Here is a 19,093-nt window from a genome sequence, read left to right as displayed (position 1 = left end):
ATGTATGGCAAGGCAAGAACTCTAATGCTCACGGCCTTTGCGCTGGCCGCTCCGGTACTCGCGGGGTCGGTAAGCGCAGCGTCGGCCGAAGGCCTCATCTCGATCATCGTCATCGATCCCGCCAACCCGTACTGGCTCACCGAAGGCAATGTGGCCAAGGCCGAGGCCGAAAAGCTCGGCTACACCGCGACTGTCGGCGCATCGAAAGCCGACACGAACACGGAAAGCAGACTGATCGACACCGCAATTACCAACAAATCCGTGGCGATCATCCTCGATCCTGCCGATGCCAGCGGATCCATCGGCGCCGTGAAGAAGGCGATTGCCGCGAACATCCCGGTCTTCCTGGTCAACGCCGAGATCAACCAGGAAGGTCTGGCCAAGGCGCAGCTCGTTTCCAACAACGCACAGGGCGCCGCTCTGGGGGCACAGCAATGGGTTACTAACATCGGCGAGAAAGGCAACTACGTCGAACTTCTGGGCGCCCCGTCCGACAACAACGCCGCCACCCGGTCAAACGGATACGAGACCGTGATCAGCCAGTATCCGGACCTCAAGAAGGTCGGCTCGGAGGTCGCCAACTGGGACCGGACCCAAGGCCACGACAAGATGCAGAGCCTGCTGCAGGCCCATCCCGATATCATCGGCGTGACGAGCGGCAATGACGAGATGGCGCTCGGCGCGATCGCCGCGCTGAAAGAAGCCGGAAAGCTGTCGAGCATCAAGGTCGGCGGCTTCGATGGCTCTCCGGACGCCGTCGCCGCGATCAAGGCGGGCGACTTGCAGTACACCGTGCTCCAGCCGGTGGCCGTCTATTCGGCGAAGGCCGTACAACAGGCCGACTCGTTCATAAAGACCGGCAAAACCGGCGCGCCGACCGAGAAGCAGCTGTTTGACTGCCTTCTCATCACCAAGGACAACGTCGACAAATACACGGCTCCATTCACGCTCTCGGAGTAAAAAAAGAGGAGTGTCCCGCGGACACTCCTCGCCTGACCCGAGGCGGCGACCTCTTTGATCGGGCCGACGCACCGGTCGTATGTCTGTCACGCTAAAACTGAAACACGGACCGTGACGATTGAACCCGCCCACGTGGCTCTATGGAGCGGCTGATGTGGCCCACCACATCTCGTTGAAACGTCACCCGTGCCGACCCATATACGCACTGCGTCGGATGTTTTCCTCCCATTGCGTCCGGCGCGTTCCCCTCTGGAGGTTTTGAACCTTCATGCCTGGCCGGACTTTAACAGTCCGGCCTTTTTTCTATTGTTATGTGAAGCTGCGAGTCCGCGAGCGAGCTGTAGAACCGCCGTAGGTCAGAGTGTCCGCGACCGGGCAGGCCGCGGTGCTGGCAGCGCGCACGGGCGCCCAATCAGCATAACCAGCCCAAAGAGCGGGAAGATGTCCCGGCCATTTCGTCACACTCGAAAGCGGCTTAGTCGTAGGGTGCGGCGACGGAAGCTGCCATTTTGTCAGGAAATCCACTAGGCTCGCTTGGTTTGCGAGGCGGCGAGAGATGCCCGACCTGAAACAGATGCCCGATATGAAACAAATGAAATTGCTCGGCATCGTGGCCGCGACGGCGATCGGTCTATATGTCTGCTATCTCTTGGCGTTGCCTTTTTTGCCCGCATTGACCTGGGCGCTGGTGTTGGCAATCGTCCTGTATCCGGCTCATCGACGGGTCGAGGAAAGGCTCAGGAACCAGAACCTGGCCGCACTGATGTCGGTCAGCATCGCGGCGGTTGCAGTCGGCCTGCCGCTCATCTTCGTGGCACAGCAGCTTGTTCGCGAGGCGGTAAACGGCGCCACCTATATGGAGGAGGTCATCCGGGGATGGAACACAGATGCGTTCCTGTCGGGCTATCCCAGGCTTTCGGCGGTTGCCCAGTGGGTTGAGAACCAAATCGATCCGGCCGGTACGATCGCCGCATTTGTACAATGGCTGACGGGACAAAGCACATCGCTGTTGCGCGGCTCGATCAATCAGGCCGTGATGTTCGTGCTGACATTCTATCTGCTGTTCTATTTTCTGCGGGACCGTGGATCCGCCCTGCGGGGGATCGAGCGTCTCTCGCCCCTGCGTGCACTGGAGACGGCATACATGCTGTCCCGCCTTGCCGAGACGGTACATGCGATCGTGATAGGCACCGTTTTTGTCGCCGCTGTGCAGGGAACGCTGGGCGGCCTGATGTTCTGGTGGCTCGGCCTGCCCACGCCGGTCTTCTGGGGCCTGGTAATGGGACTTCTTGCCATCGTGCCAGTGCTCGGCGCATTCGTGATCTGGGTGCCGGCAGCGATCTATCTCGCGCTGGAAGGGGCTTGGGCGAGCGCCGCGATACTAACCATCTGGGGCGGCGTCATCGTCGCCGGCATCGACAATCTGCTCTATCCGATGCTTGTCGGGAGCCGGCTGCGGCTCCACACAGTGGTGACCTTTATCGGCGCGATCGGTGGCATCGTTCTCTTTGGAGCATCCGGGCTCGTCCTCGGCCCTGCGGTGATAGCGGTCACCATCAGCCTCATTGACATCCTCAAAAAACGATTGAACGACCAATCCGGGGCGAAACTGACGCCAAAGCGCGACACGAAGCCATCACGTCAGTCCGGAGCCGCGCCCGGTCGTGAGTAAGCACCACCACGCGCGACCAGTTCGATTCTAGACCTAAAGACTTGGAGGGCCGTATCGCTCGCGAAGGGTGCGCTTACCCCCAGCGTCGAAAACTTCCGAACGCTCCAGCAAAGGCATCACGTCATCGATGAAGCTTTGCGGTCGACCCCAATAGTCGAGGCAAGCGGGTCGCTTTTCAGGCATACGCCAACCGGCCTCGTGACTGCCGGGCCAAGGATCACGGCATTGAGATGCATGCGCCGCGGCGGGCTCATTTTTCGCCGGCCAGATAGGTGTTGGTGTAATAGGCCGCGAAATCGGGTCGTTCGCCGACCGGGTTCCCATCGCTGTCGCGCAGGGCGCCGGCCTTGAACAAGTAGTCGCCGATAGCCTCCATCTTTGCGGGATCGATCGTGCCGATCGCGCCGGCCGGGCTTTGCAGGTAGTGGCCGTCGACCAGCGCCTTCAGTGATGCTTCGATCAACGGGCGGTCGGTCAGCACGTCGCTGTTTGCTGCGATCAGGATATCAGCCGCTTCTTGCGGATGTTCGACGGCGAAGGCGTAGCCGCGCCTGGTCGCGGCGATGAACGCGGTTGCCGTGTCCCTGTTCTTTTCGAGATAGGCCCGGCTCGAGCCAATGAAATTGGTGTGTTGGTCGGGCACGCCGAAATCCGCGTAACGGAAGGCGCGCTGAGCCTTGCCGTCAAGTTCCGCTTTGATCCCCTCCCAAGTGTAGACTTCGAGCGTAAAATCGACTGCGCCATTGGCCAAGGCCTCATAGGCGGAGGTGCCCAGCGTCACTGTTTCGAATTTGCCCTCGCCGCCATCATGGCGGATGATGGTGCCGATCAGTGCATTCTCCCAGGCGCTGCCGAAACCGCCATAGGTCAGGCCGTCCAGGTCCCTGGGGGACTGTATATCGGCGCGGTCGGCGTTGAACACCAGCCTGCCGGTTTCTGTCTGCACGATGGCGTAGGTGGCGACGAGGTCGGCGCCGGCCGTGCGTTGGGTGAACAATCCTATGGATCCCAGTATACCGAAATCGGCCACGCGGTTGGCGATCAGCGTACCGGCCGCAGTGTCGCTGTAGGGCAGGATCTGCACGTCGAGCCCCGCCTCGGCGTGGAAGCCTTTCGCCCGGGCGACATAGAGCCCGACATGATTTGTGTTCGGCGTCCAATCGAGTGCGACGGTGACAGTCTGCTCGGCTGAGACGGACGTGACGGGTCCGAGCCCGGTGATCAATGCGGCAGTGATGAAGAGGCGTCTGGAAAGCATGTCATGTCCTTTGGGCGAGCTGTGGATCGAGAAGGGTATCGAGGATGTCGGCTTCGATGGCGCTGGCTTCCGGCGAGGCAAGATCCTTGCGCGGGCGCGGAAGAGGTATGGCGATTTCGCGCAGCACGCGGGCAGGGCGGGCGCTCAGCACATAGATGCGGTCGGACAGGAAGACCGCCTCGCGGACATCGTGGGTGATCAGCAGGATGGTCCAGCGGTGTTGGTCCCACATCGTCTGAAGCCAGCGCTGCATGCCGGTGCGCGTGAGGGCGTCGAGTGCGCCGAACGGTTCGTCGAGCAACAGCATGGCGCGATCCTGCACGACGGTACGCAACAGCGCGGCGCGCTGGCGCATTCCGCCCGATAGCTGCGCCGGATATTTTTGCTCGAAGCCCGCAAGGCCGAATTCGCCGAAGAGCGGCGCCACCTTGCCGCGCGCCGCCTTGCGGGACATGCCTTGTACCTCGAGACCGAGTGCAGTGTTGTCGATGACCGTGCGCCAGGGCATCAGGGCATCGCGTTGCGGCATGAAGGCAAACGGTCGGCGCACGTCGGCCAGTGGCCGCCCGTCGACGTCGGCCCCGCCGCCGTAGCCATCGAGATCGCCGGTCAGCAATCTGAAGATCGTGGATTTGCCGGCTCCGGAGGGGCCGAGGATTGAAACGAATTCGCCCGGCTCGACATGCAGGGTGATGCCGGCAAGCACGTCGATGTCGCCAAAACGCTTGCTGACTTGGCGCAGCTCCAGCCGCCTGCTCATGATTTTCGTGCGCCATCGAGCCGCTCCCATGGCGCGGCGGCGCGCTGGATCAGCACCGTAGTGGCAAACAGGACCAGGGTGAGCAAGGCGCTGACCAGCACGGCCGCCAGCACGAGATCGGGCCGGAAATTGTTCTTGGCGTTGAGCATGTAGATGCCGAGCCCTTTGGCAGCACCGGCATATTCCGCGAAGATGGCGCCCACCACGGCATAGGTGATCGAGATGCGCAGTCCGGCGAAAAAATAGGGCAGTGAGGAGGGCAGGCGGGCCAGCAGGAAAATGCGCATGCGGGAAGCGCCCATCGAACTCAGAAGCGCCGAAACGTCCCGATCCGTCGAATCGTAACCCTGCACCAGCGCGACCAGCATGGGAAAGAAAGTCACGAGTGCGACCAGCATGATCTTCGGCGTCAGCCCGAAGCCGAACCAAAGCACGACCAGCGGAGCGATCGCCACCAGCGGCAGGGTCTGGCTGATGATGAACACCGGGAACAGGGCGCGGCGCAGCGGCTTGAAGAAGTCGATCAGCACCGAAAGGATGAAAGCAACAGCCAGCGAGCAGGCGAAACCCGCCAATGTGGCGCTGATCGTCGGCACGGTGTTGTCGAACAGCGCCTGGCGCTGCTGGATGGCCTGGGCGAGGACGCGTGACGGCGCGGGCAGCGTGGTGGGCGAGATGCGCGCATAGAGCTCCCAAGCCAAAACCAGCGTGCCGACCGACAGCAAGGCCGGTCCGATCTTTGCGAACAAGGCTGCGATTCGCAGCGCGGCGGAGAAAGGCTGGGACATGCGAGACCTCCGGCGCGAAAGATCAGCGTGGGATCGGGCCGTTGGCCGAGACCGTGAGGTCGATCGTGACATGGCCCTCGGGCGGAAGATATTGACGACGCCGACGAAATCGCCGTTTGTCGGATAAAGAGAAATCTGTGCGTCAGAAAACATCGCCCGCCTCGCTCCGCTGGTATTATCCAGATCAGCTCTAGGGTTTACGGGCTTGCAGCCCATCTCTCAGCCCCGACGATACGGAGCACCCCTGTGGATGGCGGCAATTAAACAGATAAAGAGTGGAGCTGCAAGTCTGCGTCGGACCTGTGAAAACCTCAGGTCAGAGGAGGTTGCGGTTCCAGCCGGGACATCGGGGCAGAACAGAAAAGAGGGTGACAACCCGGCATCCTCTTCGAGATCGCTCTCAAGACGTCGATCGACAGTTTCCCATTCGTCGTCACCATTGTCGATGCCAGGCGTTTGGTGAATTGTGGAAGCATGAAGTATAGATTGCATACGCTGTAGGCAGCGGTTCCTCTTTCGCCAATTACGACCCGCACTTTATTGGAGATCGAAATGCAAGAATTTATCCTTTTTGCGCTCGTAGGGTTTGTAGCTCAGGCTGTCGACGGGGCTCTCGGCATGGCCTATGGCGTGGTTTGCTCGACAACACTACTGGGGTTTGGCGTGTCTCCTGCACACGCTTCGGCTTCAGTTCACGGAGCTGAGCTGTTTACCACTGCGGCCTCAGGTTCGGCTCACCTCTATCACCGCAATATCGACTGGAAGCTTTTCTGGCGGCTGATGCCATTTGGCGTTCTCGGCGGCGTTCTCGGCGCTTATGTGCTCACCTCGTTTGAGGGAGCGATCATGAAGCCATATGTGACCACATACCTTGCGCTGGTCGGTGCTTGGCTCCTGTTCCGTTCATTCCGGCGGATTCCAAGCAATCCGGTCCCTGCAGGCGCGGTACCTCCGCTTGGACTTGGTGGTGGATTTCTCGACGCCGCGGGGGGAGGCGGATGGGGTCCTATCGTAACGACGGGCCTTCTCGGTTTTGGCGGGACGCCCCGCTACGTTATTGGTACGGTAAATGCCACCGAGTTCCTCACCACGTTGTCGGTATCTCTAACCTTCTTGTTTGCCTTGCTAACGGGCCATTGGCAGGAGGCAGGAGAGCTGACAGAAAATCTAATTGCCGTTGCCGGCTTGATCCTTGGCGGCGTGATCGCAGCGCCGATGGCCGGATTGATGGTGAAGTCGATCGCAGAAAAGACGCTTCTCAGGCTCGTTGGCATTCTCATCATCCTGCTGGCAGGCTGGCAAACTGCCCAACTCTTCGAATGGGTGTAAACTGGAGAGACATCCGACAGATTGTCGGTGTCGCTTCCGTGGCGGCCGTGCCGGACACAAAAAGTCAATTCCCAAATGGAACGAAGAGACCCCTTTGTTGTTTGGATGCCTTGGACAACCGGAGGACGAGTCGATGAAAAAATTGGTTGTAGCAACAGGGTTGGCGCTGGCGGTCGCGATGCCTGCAGCGGCTCAGGACACCGCGACCGCGAAAGCCGAATTCGTCAACATGGCTGGCGAGAAGAACGGAACGGCCACGCTGACCGAGACGGCGCAGGGCGTGCTGATAGCGTTGGAGGTAACAGGACTGCCGGCGGGTGAATGGGTCGCATTCCATGTTCACGAAACCGGAAAGTGCGACCATCAGACCGGCCATGCCTCGGCCGGTGGGCACTTCAATCCGACGAATGCCGAACATGGATACCTCACTGGGAAAGGCCCGCACGCGGGCGATATGCCAAATCAGCGGGTCAGCCCCGACGGCGTTTTGCGTGCCCAGGCTTTCAACAGCGTGGTCAAGCTGGATGGTGGAGATACGGCGATACGAGGCAAGGCATTGATGATCCACGGCGGACAGGACGACTACAAAAGCCAGCCTGCCGGTGATGCCGGAAATCGTCAGGCCTGCGCGGTGATCGAGTGAAACCCCAAGATAATTAGGGACCTGTCCGACATATAATCGGACCGGCGCTTCAGCCTCAGCGGCCAGGTAGTGGTACATGGTCGGAGCCTATGGCATGAGGATGAGCCAGACGGTAAGCTCCTGCGCCTGCAGAGGAATTGACGACGCAGCCATTGCGCCGAAGTTGGCCTTCATTTTGCGACTGCCGGATGATTGCATGAACGATACTTCTCCTATGGGTGTGCCCGCCACGGGTCTTGCCCAGTCAGCTATTTCCGCCCGCGGCCTGGTCAAGACGTTCGGCAAGCTGCGCGCCGTCGATGGTATCGAGCTCGATGTGCCACGCGGCATGATTTTCGCTATCCTGGGTCCGAACGGCGCCGGCAAGACAACGCTGATGCGGATGCTCGCAACGCTGTCGCGCCCCGACGCCGGCTCCGCGACGGTGATGGGGCACGATCTCGTGCGGGCTCCGCATGCGGTCCGTGCGGCAATCGCGATGACCGGGCAATTCGCTTCGCTCGACGAGGACCTGACGGGCCGGGAGAACCTCGTTCTGCTCGCCCGACTCTGGGGTTTTCGCGGTCGCGCCGCGAAGGCTCGTGCGGACGACCTGCTCGCGGCTTTCGGCTTGTCCGAAGCGGCGACGAAGCAGGTGAGGGACTATTCGGGTGGCATGCGAAGGAGGCTCGATATAGCCGCCTCGCTGGTCGTCACGCCGGGCGTGCTGTTCCTTGACGAGCCGACTACAGGCCTCGATCCCAACGCCCGCAAGGATGTCTGGGGCATGATCCGCGGCCTCGCCGAGGCCGGCGTCACCATCCTGCTCACCACGCAATATCTCGAAGAGGCCGATCAACTCGCAGCGCGCATCGCCGTCATCGACCACGGCAGGAAAATCGCCGAGGGCACCAGCCGCGAACTGAAGGCGGCCACCGGCTCCGGCTTTCTCCATGTCGCGCTCGCCGATGTTGCACGGCTGGACCAGGCGGCGACCATTCTGGAACGCCGGCTGGAACATCCTGTCCAACGCAGTGCCGAAGGCGCGGAACTCTCCGTTCTTGCCGGCGCGGCGAAGGCCGCCAACGAGGCGCTGGCTGATCTGGTCGCCGCCGGCATCGAGCTGTCGGATTTCTCCATGGGCCAGCCCAGCCTCGAGGAGGTCTTCTTCGCGCTGACGGGCCGGCCGGGCCTGGGTGAAAGCCGGAAGGACGACAACCCATGATCGACACGACATCCCTGCAGCGGCTGCAAAGCGTCCCCCGACCTAAGGCCCCATCAGCCTTTTCCAACGCGCTGGTCTTCGGATGGCGCGCGGTGCTGAAATTCAAGCATGTGCCGGAGCAGCTCTTCGATCTGGTGATGACGCCGATCATGTTCACTCTGCTCTTCACCTTCGTCTTCGGCGGTGCGCTCGCCGGTTCGCCTGGCGAATACCTGCAGTTCTTCCTACCCGGCATCCTGGTTCAGACCGTGGTGTTCAACGCAGTCTATTCGGGCATGGGATTGTCGACCGACCTCGGCAAAGGCTTATTCGACCGCTTCCGATCGTTGCCGATTTGGTCGCTGTCTCCGTTCGCCGGCCTGATGGTGGGTGACATCCTGCGCCATTTGATTGCCGCGTCGATCATTCTCACCATCGGGCTGATCCTCGGCTACCGGCCGGAGGCGGGCATCCTCGGCGTGCTTGCCGCCTTCGCCATGCTGATCGCCATCGGGTTCGGCATGGGCTGGGTATTCATCGTGCTCGGCCTCCTGATCCGCACGCCAACCACGGTGATGACGCTCGGCTTTACCTTCCTGTTCCCGCTCGTCTTCGCCTCCAACATCATGGTCGACCCCGGCACCATGCCGGATTGGCTGCGAGCCTTCGTCGAAGTCAACCCAGTGTCGCTGATGACGACGGCGCTGCGCGGGCTGATGGGTGGCGGGGCAACACTCGGTCAGGTCGTCCTCGCCCTGATCGCGCCGGTGGCGCTGACCGCGATCCTGGCGCCCACGACACTATGGCTGTATCTCAGAAGGTGAGGGAGGGCCAAACGTTCGCGTCAACAATGCGGCCCGGATCGACCTGCGCTTCTTAAAAGTCGACGCGAGGCGTGTCCTGCATCTGACGCTCGAACAGGAGCCAGAACGGCGATCCCGGGTTTCGGCATATCACGCTCGCTCCAGTGAACCTGCGCGCCTGGGCGATACCAGCGGCCGCTCTGGGCACGGAGGGGACCACAGCTCGTTGAGCTCGAACTTCATGGCGCGAAGTGCCCATCGCGCGTGACGATGTTTCGGGGCGATGAGGCGGATGGGAGCGTCCTGAGACCACTCGCTGCAGTGCCAAAGGCCAGGATCCTACAGGTGCACGTCACGCAGGTAGGGAGCGGCGATAGCTGACGCGATGCGGATATTCGCTACGCGACATGCACAGTGCGCTGCCTCGGCTTGATCGCGGTGGCCAGCAGCAGGCCGGCGACGATAAAGGCAGCGCCGGCGAGGTCGTAGTCGTGCAAGCCTTCCCCAAGGAAAAGATAAGCGAGCACGGCGACGAAGACAGTCTGCAGATAGAGCAGCATGCTGGCGCGCCCGGCGCCAAGCGTCTCGACGCTGCGGTTGTAGAGGTAATACATCAGAGCGCCGCCCGGGCCAGCGACATAGGCGAGTGCCAGAAGGCCGTTCGCATGCAGCGCCGAACGCTCCCCGGAAAACAGTTCCCAGAGATAAAGGGGCAGTGCGGCCAGCGCGCCGGCTCCTAGCAGCAGGACCACCATCGGCAGAAGCTCGATAGCGAATTTGGAGCGACGCAGCAGCACGGTGTAGAGACCCCAGCAAAACGCGCTGCCGACGATCCACAACTCGCCGGGATTGAACTGGAGCCGCATCAGCGCGGTAAGGTCGCCGCGCGCTACGATCACCACCATCCCGACCAGGGCGAGCAGCGCGCCAAGCGCCTTCCAGACGCCGAGGGGCTCGCCGAGCACGTAGCGGGCAAGCACCATGGTCATGATCGGCGACAGGGCCATGATAATGCCGGCGGTCGTCGCGTCGGTGTAGTTGAGGCCAGTATAGATCATGCCCTGACAGAGGGTCAGCCCGATCGCACCGATGGCCAGCACCTCGGTCGCACGGGATCGGATCAGCACGAGCATCGCCCCGTGATGATGATGGACGATAGGCAGCAGGATCGCGCAGGCGAGCGTCAGTCGCCAGAAGCAAAGCGCCCAAGGCGGCATCTCGGGAGCAACCCATTTGGCTGCGATGTAGACGCCGGCGGACAGGAGCCAGCAGAGCGTCGCGGTGGAATAGGCGAGTGGAAGCGATGCGCCGGCTGTCGTCTTGGCTACGCTAGGATGGGCTATCGGCAGCATGTCCGTCTCCTCCCACCGCCGATCTTAGCAAGATTGCTGCGCCTTGCCGAGCAGCAACGTCAGCTATGTCACCAACCCTTGTGCGGCGATTTTTTTGTTTTCCGTGTGGAACACAGGCCAGCGCCGAAAGTTCGGCTCCTGCAGCCGTAGACAAATGCTGCCAGATCGGATCCTCCCGCCGATCACAGCCCGCGACCTCTCCCGGGGGCGCGGGCTTTTCAATTCACAGGCTGGTCCGCAACGCTGCGCTTTTCAGAAAATTAGTCCGAGCAGTTGAACGTCTGCGTGAGCCACGAGCTGGCAACGCCCGACCTGAGCCTTATAACCAGCCTTCGAAGCTGGGTGATGGACCGACATAAATCAGCTTTTGTGTCGAAGCGCGTCGACGAGAAGAGCGAAAGCGGGGGACGTTTGACGGCGGCTGGGATAATAGAGGTAATATCCTGGCCAAGGCGGGGACCACTCGTCCAGCACCCGGATAAGGCGACCGCTCTCGAGATGGGGCTCCGCCACGTCCTGCGGCACATAAGCGAGGCCGAAACCATCCAGCGCGGCTTCGAGAATCTCGACGGTGCCATTCAGGACGATCTGGCCGTCCACCCGCACCTTCAGTTCGCGACCGTCTCGCTCGAAATCCCAGGCCCACAGCCCGCCATTGGTGGAAAAGCGCTGGTTGATGCAAACGTGACCGGTTAGCTCTTGCGGCGTCGTTGGCGGTGGCCGCTTGGCGAAATAGGATTTCGCGCCAACGACGGCGAAGCGAATATCCGGTCCGACGCGCACGGCGATCATGTCCTTTGCAACCTGCTCTCCCATTCGCACGCCTGCGTCGAACCGTTCTGCAGCAATGTCCGTCAGTGCGTTGTCGAGGAAGATCTCGACCATGATCTCGGGATAGTCCGGCAGGAGCTTCGCCAGCTTCGGCCAGATCACGGAGTTGAATGCGTGATCACTGGCGGTGAGGCGAATGGTGCCGGCGGGCTTCTCCCGCAACTCGCTCAATGCGTCGAGTTCGGTCTCGATCTCCTCAAAATGCGGGCCGATGTTGCGCAGCAGGCGCTCGCCTGCCTCCGTAACCGAAACGCTGCGGGTTGTGCGGGTCAGCAGTCGAAGGCCCAGGCGCTCTTCGAGTCCGCGGATCGTGTGGCTCAGGGTGGACTGCGAAATTCCGAGCTGCGCGGCGGCCCGCGTGAAGCTGCCTTCCCGTGCGACGGCCAGAAAGGCCAGAAGCATATCAAGTCTTCCGCGCTGCATTTATGGCTCATCCCGATAAGTCGGTACTCATTATACAAGCTAGTGGGACGAATTGCACCCGGCATGATCGAAGTGGAATGTCCTAAACGGATCGGGCCTCGGTGATCCGACAACCGCAGCGGGCGCGTCACGAACGCCGACTTCGCCGAATATGCCGTGCCGGTTCACGCCGACGCGCCGCCCGTCATCGACGTGATTGTCGTCAACAAGGAAGACCGTACGTGAATCCTGTCGGCGTAAAAGGCTCTGATCCAGCGCGGATCGGGCTCGTCTGAACGCCGCCGATAAAGACGCCTTTATAGACGACGGCATCATCCAGATAGATGTCAGAGAAGCGTCCCGCTGCCTGTATGATGATGGCGGTATGGAGGGAAGTAAACTTGCAACGATCGGGCGCGTGTCCAATCTGCCGGACCAATGCCGGTCCGGTGGCGTTGCGCGAAGGCGAGTATAGCGGCCGTCAGTGCGCGTGCGGGGTCGTTTATATCGATCCGTTGCCGGCCCATCCGGTGGACGCGGCGATCGATCATCACCACCGCGTCTATTATTCCGCGCCAGCACGTGCGCGGGTCGGCTGGGTGAAGGCATTCACCCGGCGTGGACGGCTGCTTGAGATCGGCTGCGGTGACGGCGAGTTCACCGCGGCGGCGATCCGGGCCGGTTTCATGGTGGAGGCGGTCGAGCCGTCAGAAGAACGCGCCACGCGCGTCGAACGCACGCTGGGCATCACGGTGGAGCGCGCGCTGATCGAGGACAGCCGTCTGCCTGAAGGGCGCTACGACACCAGCTTCCATGTCGATCTGCTGAGCCACTTTCCCGATCCGGCGGCGGCGCTGAGGGCGATCGCGGCGAAGGTGGCGCCGGGCGGCACGGTCTGCTTCGAGGTCGGGCTGTTTTCCAACCTGTCGCCCTTCTGGCAGCGGCTTGTCGGGCGGCCGAACATGCCGACGCATATATGGTTCTTCGATGCGCCGGCCATCGTGCGCTTGCTGAACGCAGCCGGGCTGAAGCTGATCGCGATGCGACGCTATCCGGTCGGGCTTTCGACTGCGCTTAGTACGGTGCTGGGCAGCCGGCGCGTCGCAGCGGCACCGGATAGCCACGCCCCTCTCGCGCAGGGCTGGGCGGCCGCGCCTTATTACAGGCTGCACATGTTCCTGCGCTATGGGATAGGCCGGTGGCTCCCGATGGGCGGCCCGCAGACCGCGTTCGTAGCCGCCCGGCACAAGACCGAGAGCGCGTGATGCGCAGGGTACGCCGCATTATCGTCATTGTCACCGCGCTGCCGCGTTGGATTTCCGATTTCAACCACGTCAGCACCGCGTTGGCCGAGGCGGGCCACGCCGTGGAAGTGTGGTCGCCGGACGACAACGGGCTCGCCACGGCCGGCTGGGATTCCAGGCCGGCGATCGATGCTGCACGAGATGCGCTGGCGCCAGACGTCGCGACGCGGACCATGCCGTTCTCGCGCAATCGCGGGCGGCCGAGCCTCTTGCGGCTGGCGCGCGCCAGGTTGATGGCGGCGCGCGCGGCGCTGTTCAGCCCGGGTAGTGTGTTCATCTTGTGGTCGGCGCTGTCGATCATGCTGGCCGGGCCATGGGTTCGGTTCAGCAACCGGCATGCCATCTATCTGGTCACCGGACTGGGCGCATGCTTCTCGGTGTCGCAACGCGACAGCCTGACGACGCGGCTGATCTGTGTTGTCTACCGCTTCGTTTTCGCTAGCCGGCGCGCGATCGTCATCGTCCACAATCACGAGGACAAGGCCGAACTGATCAGGCGCACTGGCGTCGCACGGGACCGCGTGATCGTCACCGGCGGCTGCGGCGTCATGCCTGAGGACTTCCCCTACAAGCAAGCGCGCGCGGTCGGCGCGCGGCCGACGATACTCGTTCCCGGACGACTGTTGCGTGACAAGGGCGTGCTAGACGCGGCCGCCGCGTCGGGCATCCTGTCCGAACGGGGCGTGGCGCATCGCATGGTGTTCACCTCGAACCCGATGAGCGGCCGCGCCGACGCGCTGACGGAAGCGGAACTGGCGCGGGCTCGCTCCTATCCCGATGTGGCGTTCATCGGGTATCAGCCGAGCATCACCGCGCTGTACGCCGGGGCGGACATCGCTTGCATCCCATCGTGGTATCGCGAGGGATTGCAGACCGCCTTGCTCGAATCCGCGTCCTCGGGGTGCCCGATCGTCGCGTGCGACAATGTCGGGGTGCGCGATTTCCTGCGGCCCGAAATCGACGGACTGGTCGTGCCGCCGCACGCGCCGGCGCCGCTGGCCGATGCGCTGGAGCGGATGATCCGCGAACCCGGCCTCGCCGAGCGGCTGCGGACCGCCGCCTATGCCCGATTTCTGTCCGGCTTCACCCGACAGCACATGGTGGAGACGACGCTGGCAGCGATGCGCCGCACCGGCATCGAGACGCCGCTATGAGCGGTGACGCATGGACCGGTCTGATCATGGCCGGCGGGCAGGGCGAGCGCATGGCGCGCTCCGGCGTAGTCGGGCGCAAGCCGCTGGTCGAGGTCGGCGGGGTTAGCCTGCTCGAGCGCAACATCTGGATGATGGCGCGTGGCGGATGCCGGCGCATCTTCATCGCGCTGACCCGTGCCGATGCAGCGCGTGAGGCGGACAGGATCGCCGATTTCGTCGCGCGCGCCGCCGGCATCGGCGTGGCGTTAGCTCCCTTGATCGAGGAGGTGCCGCAGGGCAATTTCGGCGCAGCGACGATGTTGTCGGGCGACGCTGGCGACGTGCTGGTAGTGTATGCCGACAATCTCACCACGCTCGATCTGGCGGCGCTGGCCGCCGCGCACCGTGCGTCCGGCGCGGCGATGACGCTGGCGGCCCATGACGAGCCGTTCCGCATGCCCTATGGCGCGCTTGAGGTGAACGCGCACGATCCTGATCTGCTCACCGCCTATCGCGAGAAGCCGGTCTATCCGATCCTGGTCGGCAGCGGGCTTGCGGTAGTGACCGCTTCCGCATTGAGCAGCCTGCCGCGGGGCACGCCGCTCGGCCTAGTCGATGCCGCCAATCTGTTGATAGCTGGTGGCGCGGTGGTGCGGCTATATCGCCACCAAGCTTCATGGATCGACGTCAATGACGTCGTCAAGCTGGCCGCCGCCGAAGCCTTGCTCTTGGGCGATGCCGCCTTCGAAGCATGGTGGCCGGGGGAGGTCACGCGCGAGATCCGGGTCGCGGGCGGCAATGTACGCTATGTCTGCGACGCAATGACGGAATCCGGCGTCCTGCGGGTCCATGTCGGCGGGGCGGGTGCGCTCAGTGGCGACGAGCTGCCGGAGCCGGTGCGCCGCCGCCTCGCCGCACGGGGGCAGGGGGCGTGATCGGCATCACCGGTGCGAACGGTTTTATCGGCCGGGCGGTGCTGCGCCGGATCGGCGCGGATGCGTGCGTGGCGCATGCCGGCCCGATCGACGGCGAAGCGGGGGCGATCGACATTTGCGACCAGCCGGCGCTGGAGGCGTTGTTCGCGGGGATCGACACGGTCGTCCATCTTGCCGGACCCAGTGCCGTCGCTGCCTCGTTCCACGCGCCGGCGGCATTCGCCCGCGCACATGTGCTGGGCACGGCGACATTGCTCGCCGCCGCCGAGCGGATCGGCGTGCGGCGCTTCGTCCATGTGTCGTCGGCCGAGGTCTATGGTCGCCCGGACACCGCGTGCGTATCGGAGAGCTCGCCGCTCCTGCCGCTCTCGCCCTATGGCGCAGCAAAGGCGGCGGCAGAGCAACTCGTCTCGGGTGCGGTGCGGCGAGGGGCGCTGGAGTCGGCAACCATTGTTCGGCCCTTCTCGGTCTACGGCCCGGGGATGCGCGCGAACGGGCTGGTCGGCCGGCTGGCGGCACAGGCGCGCCTGCGACAGCCGATGCGCGTCTTCTCGGCCGATACGACGCGCGATTACCTGCATGTCGACGATCTGGCGCGGGGATTGCTGATGGCTGCCGCGCGCGACGGAGCTGGCCTCCTGACACTCAACATGGCCTCCGGCACCGGGACCGACGTCGCCGCGCTCGCCACCGCCTTCGCGAGGATCTGCGGCGGACCGGACGCGCTGATCGTCGAGGAGCAGGGCGACCGATCGCGCACCCTCGATATCGCGCATCTCGTCGCCGATGTGTCGCTGGCGTGTGAGACGCTTGGCTGGCGGGCGGAGATCGCGGTAGCCGATGGCGTGCGCGATTGCCTGGGTGATATGGCGTGACTCGGACGATACTGGTTACCGGCGCGCAAGGGTTCATCGGCCGCTATCTGGTGCGCGCTTTGTGCGATCGCGGCGATTGCCGGGTGGTCGGCGTCGGGCGTTCGCCGGGCAACGCGACACGTTTCACGCACCACATTCATCCCGGCGGTGCCGAGCTCGCCGCGCCGCTGCCAGATGCTCTGGTGCCCGGCGGGCCGAATTATGCCTATGTCGCCACCGACCTATCGGATGCGGCCGCAGCGGCGCGGCTGATCGCCGAAACGGGGCCTGAAATCGTCTTCCATCTTGCTGGATCGTTGCGCGACGAACCGTTCGAACGGCTGGTGACCAACAACATTGTCGTTACGCGCCATCTCTGCGATGCGCTGGCGGCGCAGGGCGCGGTGCTGGTGCTGGGATCCTCGGGTTCAATCTATGGCGAACTCGGTGGTGGGGGCTTGCCGCTGGTGGAAACTGGTGCGACCGAGCCGATCGACCTATACGCCGCGACCAAACGCACTAGCGAGGACATCGTGCGGATCGCAACGCGCGCGGGAAGGATCGACGGCCGCGTGGCGCGCATCTTCAACGTTGTCGGTCCGGGCCAGGAGGAGCGCCATGTCGCCGGCCGCATCGCCAGCCAACTCACTGAGCTTAGGGTGGGGCGCCGTAATGGCATCGCCCTCGGTCCGCTGACCGCGTGGCGCGATTTCATCGACGTGCGCGACGTGGCGAGTGCACTGGTCGCGATCGGCTTCGCAGGGGCCGACGATATTTTCTATAACGTGGCGTCAGGGTGCGAGACGCAGATCGCCACCGTCTACGATCGGCTCGTCGCCGCGGCTGGGATTGCCGATCCGGCGCTGACGCAATTGCCGGGACGGGCGGTGGATATGAAGCGGCAGGTGGTCGATGTCAGCCGGCTGCGCGCACTCGGCTGGCAGCCGCGTGTCGATCTTCCGCAGAGCCTCGGCGACGTGATGCATTATTATCTCGAACTGGAAACTAAAACGTGACCGTGGATACGGTCCACAGATATCGGGCCTACTGCGAACGCGCCGTGTTGTGTGCCTTGAACGCCGCGCGAAGGCTTAGCGCCTCTGGGCTGGTACTGCCAAGCTTGGTGTCGCCGTTCTGCGATCCCCACGCGTAGGCAAAGTCAAACACGGGATTGGGAGCGTAGGTGGCCCAGCGGGCGAACATCTGGTTCGCCTGATCCGGTGTCGGCAGTTTATAAACGTCTCTGACCCCGCCGGTATAGGTCCTCCAATTGCCGCCGCCAAAGGCTTGGAACACAGGCACGATCTTATCGAGCGGGATGCCCGCGGCTACGGCTGCCTCGACCGTTCTGTCGATGAAGTCCAAATCGAAAACCTTGCCGCGTACCGGATACGGATCGAGGCCGAAGAAATCGATCCCGGTGTTGGCGGGATTGAAGGTGTTCATGAAGTGGGGGGCTTCAAAAGACCCCATGTCCATCAGCGTGACGAACGTCACGGCCCCGGGCACATTGGCCTTGATCCAGTCGGCCTCGGCTTTGAGGGCTGCTGGGCTAACTGCCGGGGAGTGGTACTTGCCGGTGATATCAGGCTCATCACAGAGGCGAAAGCCGAACAGCTTCGGGTTGCCGATGAACGGCTTGACCTTGGCGATGAAACGCGGCGTAACGCCGCTGGTCTCATCAAGCCAGATCAGCCCCTTCATCCCGGGAGGGAGCGCATTGAGTTGCTCGACATATTGTACGTCAGCGAGGTTGAAGCCCGCGGCCGCGATTGCAGCAGCCGAACCGCCAGAGGTATAATGCAGGGTTATGCCATTCTCTTCTGCTGACAGTTTGGCTTGGCCATAAATCAATAGAATGAGCAGAGCTGATACGCACAGGATGCTCATGCGAGCAATCGTTGAGCTGCCGAAAGAAATCAGCCTGTAGGCGTTCGCAATGATAGATTTCATTATACAGCCACCCGTCTATCGATACATTGAAGCAGAGACGTGCCTTCGCTCATCGGGGCAGTCCAGACCGCCCGACAGCATGACCTCCTGATGAGTATCTTCAGGCGAGCGAGGTCGCGACTGATGCGGGGTCCAGAATCGTCGCTGTAATCGCCCTCGAGTGTGAAGGATGTAGGCCTCGGCTGGTGTGCGAATGCAGTGAACGTAAGCTCTAGTTCGGCTACACCGTCGCCCAGCGGCAAATCCCCCTCGACCGACACCCCCAAAGCATCCTTAAGGTGGACGTCCGGCGAGGCGACATCAGCAAGTCGCGCCCAATTGGAGGCCGCAGAATGCCCGTAGATAGCGGGATTTCCCGTGTCAAACTGTACGCAGATGCCCGGCTGGCCAACAGCTTGAAGAAGCTGGAGTGTTCTTTCGGAGTCAAGCCCGCTTTCGTATGCCAAAGTAATCCCTGCGGCTTGGGCAGGACCAAGTGCGAAACGCAGCACTTCAGCTGTTTTAGCCATGTCCTCGGGCGTCCGAACGAGGCTCTGGCGAAAGCCCGGAATGATGATCCTGTGCACCTGCAGACAGTCCGCCACTCTAATTGCGTGCAAGATACTTCGCCGGACTTCCGACGCTTCCTCGCTACCCTTTGGCGCGGTCAGGCCAAGGTCGTTGAGCCGATTGACTGCAAGGGCGGTGATCGGAAGCCCGAAACGGCGTGATGCCGTTCCGAAGGCCGCAAGCACGCCGATATCTGCGAGATCGGGACCGCGGTTCGGGCCACCCAAGTCGATGTGAACGTGATCGAGACCCGCGGCGGCGGCGGTTTCAAAGCCGGCCAGGCCCCGATCGCCCACCTTCCACAGCGCGACCCCGATTTGTAGTCGATAGGTACTCTGCGCGGCAGTCAAATGTGCGTTGCTCGTCAACGGACGTTCCTTCAAG

General features: G+C 62.9%; 18 protein-coding genes and 1 riboswitch. Of the genes, 11 read left to right on the top strand and 7 right to left on the bottom strand.

Going from position 1 to position 19,093, the window contains the following annotated elements; all coding sequences use genetic code 11:
• Window positions 1-960, top strand: coding sequence for a D-ribose ABC transporter substrate-binding protein (locus NKH36_RS29125; protein WP_352965524.1), 960 nt, complete (start codon window positions 1-3; stop codon window positions 958-960).
• Window positions 961-1,516: 556 nt separating this feature from the next.
• Entirely contained in the window at window positions 1,517-2,632 is a 1,116-nt protein-coding gene (locus tag NKH36_RS29120; protein ID WP_352965521.1) for an AI-2E family transporter, read from the top strand.
• Window positions 2,633-2,882: 250 nt separating this feature from the next.
• On the opposite strand, the gene NKH36_RS29115 is transcribed toward NKH36_RS29120, so the two are convergent.
• From NKH36_RS29115 to NKH36_RS29105, 3 genes are read right to left on the bottom strand one after another with little or no spacing between them, the layout of a single operon-like run.
• Window positions 2,883-3,890 carry an ABC transporter substrate-binding protein gene (locus NKH36_RS29115; RefSeq protein ID WP_352965518.1) on the bottom strand — a complete coding sequence of 336 codons (1,008 nt, stop codon included), beginning with the start codon at window positions 3,888-3,890 and terminating at the stop codon, window positions 2,883-2,885.
• A gap of 1 nt (window position 3,891) precedes the next feature.
• On the bottom strand, window positions 3,892-4,653 hold the full coding sequence (locus NKH36_RS29110; protein ID WP_502912135.1) for an ABC transporter ATP-binding protein: 762 nt from the start codon (window positions 4,651-4,653) through the stop codon (window positions 3,892-3,894).
• On the bottom strand, window positions 4,647-5,438 hold the full coding sequence (locus tag NKH36_RS29105) for an ABC transporter permease (RefSeq protein WP_352965513.1): 792 nt from the start codon (window positions 5,436-5,438) through the stop codon (window positions 4,647-4,649). The genes NKH36_RS29110 and NKH36_RS29105 overlap by 7 nt, the downstream gene beginning before the upstream one ends.
• A gap of 143 nt (window positions 5,439-5,581) precedes the next feature.
• Window positions 5,582-5,694: riboswitch (TPP riboswitch) on the bottom strand.
• A 296-nt stretch (window positions 5,695-5,990) separates the two neighbouring features.
• Here NKH36_RS29105 and NKH36_RS29100 point away from each other — a divergent pair.
• From NKH36_RS29100 to NKH36_RS29085, 4 genes are all read left to right on the top strand, one after another.
• The gene (locus tag NKH36_RS29100) at window positions 5,991-6,767 is read left to right on the top strand and encodes a sulfite exporter TauE/SafE family protein (protein WP_352965510.1); all 777 of its coding nucleotides are present in this window, start codon (window positions 5,991-5,993) and stop codon (window positions 6,765-6,767) included.
• 133 nt (window positions 6,768-6,900) lie between these two features.
• Window positions 6,901-7,410, top strand: coding sequence for a superoxide dismutase family protein (locus NKH36_RS29095; protein ID WP_352965507.1), 510 nt, complete (start codon window positions 6,901-6,903; stop codon window positions 7,408-7,410).
• A 196-nt stretch (window positions 7,411-7,606) separates the two neighbouring features.
• The gene (locus NKH36_RS29090) at window positions 7,607-8,614 is read left to right on the top strand and encodes an ATP-binding cassette domain-containing protein (protein ID WP_352965504.1); all 1,008 of its coding nucleotides are present in this window, start codon (window positions 7,607-7,609) and stop codon (window positions 8,612-8,614) included.
• Window positions 8,611-9,417: an ABC transporter permease gene (locus NKH36_RS29085; protein WP_352965501.1), complete on the top strand. Its 807-nt coding sequence runs from the start codon at window positions 8,611-8,613 to the stop codon at window positions 9,415-9,417. Before NKH36_RS29090 ends, NKH36_RS29085 begins: the two co-directional genes overlap by 4 nt.
• Before the next feature lie 377 nt (window positions 9,418-9,794).
• Here the strand turns inward: NKH36_RS29085 and NKH36_RS29080 are convergent, their stop codons facing one another.
• On the bottom strand, window positions 9,795-10,748 hold the full coding sequence (locus NKH36_RS29080) for a DMT family transporter (protein WP_352965498.1): 954 nt from the start codon (window positions 10,746-10,748) through the stop codon (window positions 9,795-9,797).
• 360 nt (window positions 10,749-11,108) lie between these two features.
• The gene (locus tag NKH36_RS29075; protein WP_352965495.1) at window positions 11,109-12,002 is read right to left on the bottom strand and encodes a LysR family transcriptional regulator; all 894 of its coding nucleotides are present in this window, start codon (window positions 12,000-12,002) and stop codon (window positions 11,109-11,111) included.
• Between the two features lie 428 nt (window positions 12,003-12,430).
• On the opposite strand from NKH36_RS29075, the gene NKH36_RS29070 reads away from it, so the two are divergent.
• From NKH36_RS29070 to NKH36_RS29050, 5 genes are read left to right on the top strand one after another with little or no spacing between them, the layout of a single operon-like run.
• Window positions 12,431-13,246, top strand: coding sequence for a class I SAM-dependent methyltransferase (locus tag NKH36_RS29070; protein WP_352965492.1), 816 nt, complete (start codon window positions 12,431-12,433; stop codon window positions 13,244-13,246).
• Entirely contained in the window at window positions 13,246-14,439 is a 1,194-nt protein-coding gene (locus NKH36_RS29065; protein WP_352965489.1) for a glycosyltransferase, read from the top strand. Before NKH36_RS29070 ends, NKH36_RS29065 begins: the two co-directional genes overlap by 1 nt.
• Window positions 14,436-15,353 (top strand): sugar phosphate nucleotidyltransferase, encoded by a 918-nt coding sequence (locus NKH36_RS29060; protein WP_352965486.1) that lies wholly within the window; start codon window positions 14,436-14,438, stop codon window positions 15,351-15,353. The genes NKH36_RS29065 and NKH36_RS29060 overlap by 4 nt, the downstream gene beginning before the upstream one ends.
• Window positions 15,350-16,228 (top strand): NAD-dependent epimerase/dehydratase family protein, encoded by an 879-nt coding sequence (locus NKH36_RS29055; RefSeq protein ID WP_352965484.1) that lies wholly within the window; start codon window positions 15,350-15,352, stop codon window positions 16,226-16,228. The genes NKH36_RS29060 and NKH36_RS29055 overlap by 4 nt, the downstream gene beginning before the upstream one ends.
• Window positions 16,225-17,223 (top strand): NAD-dependent epimerase/dehydratase family protein, encoded by a 999-nt coding sequence (locus tag NKH36_RS29050; RefSeq protein ID WP_352965481.1) that lies wholly within the window; start codon window positions 16,225-16,227, stop codon window positions 17,221-17,223. The genes NKH36_RS29055 and NKH36_RS29050 overlap by 4 nt, the downstream gene beginning before the upstream one ends.
• Before the next feature lie 28 nt (window positions 17,224-17,251).
• On the opposite strand, the gene NKH36_RS29045 is transcribed toward NKH36_RS29050, so the two are convergent.
• A complete protein-coding gene (locus NKH36_RS29045; protein ID WP_352965478.1) occupies window positions 17,252-18,160 on the bottom strand; it encodes a hypothetical protein in 909 nt (302 codons plus the stop codon).
• Complete coding sequence (locus NKH36_RS29040) at window positions 18,160-19,092, bottom strand: sugar phosphate isomerase/epimerase family protein (RefSeq protein ID WP_352965916.1); 933 nt, start codon at window positions 19,090-19,092, stop codon at window positions 18,160-18,162. Before NKH36_RS29040 ends, NKH36_RS29045 begins: the two co-directional genes overlap by 1 nt.
• Window position 19,093: the final 1 nt, after the last annotated feature.

This window comes from Mesorhizobium sp. M1312 (assembly GCF_040318115.1).
In the GTDB taxonomy this organism is placed as follows: Bacteria; Pseudomonadota; Alphaproteobacteria; order Rhizobiales; family Rhizobiaceae; genus Mesorhizobium.
The sequence above is the reverse complement of the archived record's forward strand: the minus strand, read 5'-3'. Positions and strand labels throughout refer to the sequence as shown.

Bases quoted from the DNA above. Each gene is read 5' to 3' on its own strand.
- NKH36_RS29045 (WP_352965478.1), bottom strand. From the start codon at position 18,160: ATGAAATCTATCATTGCGAACGCCTACAGGCTGATTTCTTTCGGCAGC.
- NKH36_RS29105 (WP_352965513.1), bottom strand. From the start codon at position 5,438: ATGTCCCAGCCTTTCTCCGCCGCGCTGCGAATCGCAGCCTTGTTCGCA.
- NKH36_RS29085 (WP_352965501.1), top strand. From the start codon at position 8,611: ATGATCGACACGACATCCCTGCAGCGGCTGCAAAGCGTCCCCCGACCT.
- NKH36_RS29120 (WP_352965521.1), top strand. From the start codon at position 1,517: ATGCCCGACCTGAAACAGATGCCCGATATGAAACAAATGAAATTGCTC.
- NKH36_RS29115 (WP_352965518.1), bottom strand. From the start codon at position 3,890: ATGCTTTCCAGACGCCTCTTCATCACTGCCGCATTGATCACCGGGCTC.
- NKH36_RS29125 (WP_352965524.1), top strand. From the start codon at position 1: ATGTATGGCAAGGCAAGAACTCTAATGCTCACGGCCTTTGCGCTGGCC.
- NKH36_RS29080 (WP_352965498.1), bottom strand. From the start codon at position 10,748: ATGCTGCCGATAGCCCATCCTAGCGTAGCCAAGACGACAGCCGGCGCA.
- NKH36_RS29065 (WP_352965489.1), top strand. From the start codon at position 13,246: ATGCGCAGGGTACGCCGCATTATCGTCATTGTCACCGCGCTGCCGCGT.
- NKH36_RS29090 (WP_352965504.1), top strand. From the start codon at position 7,607: ATGAACGATACTTCTCCTATGGGTGTGCCCGCCACGGGTCTTGCCCAG.
- NKH36_RS29060 (WP_352965486.1), top strand. From the start codon at position 14,436: ATGAGCGGTGACGCATGGACCGGTCTGATCATGGCCGGCGGGCAGGGC.
- NKH36_RS29075 (WP_352965495.1), bottom strand. From the start codon at position 12,002: ATGCAGCGCGGAAGACTTGATATGCTTCTGGCCTTTCTGGCCGTCGCA.
- NKH36_RS29100 (WP_352965510.1), top strand. From the start codon at position 5,991: ATGCAAGAATTTATCCTTTTTGCGCTCGTAGGGTTTGTAGCTCAGGCT.
- NKH36_RS29095 (WP_352965507.1), top strand. From the start codon at position 6,901: ATGAAAAAATTGGTTGTAGCAACAGGGTTGGCGCTGGCGGTCGCGATG.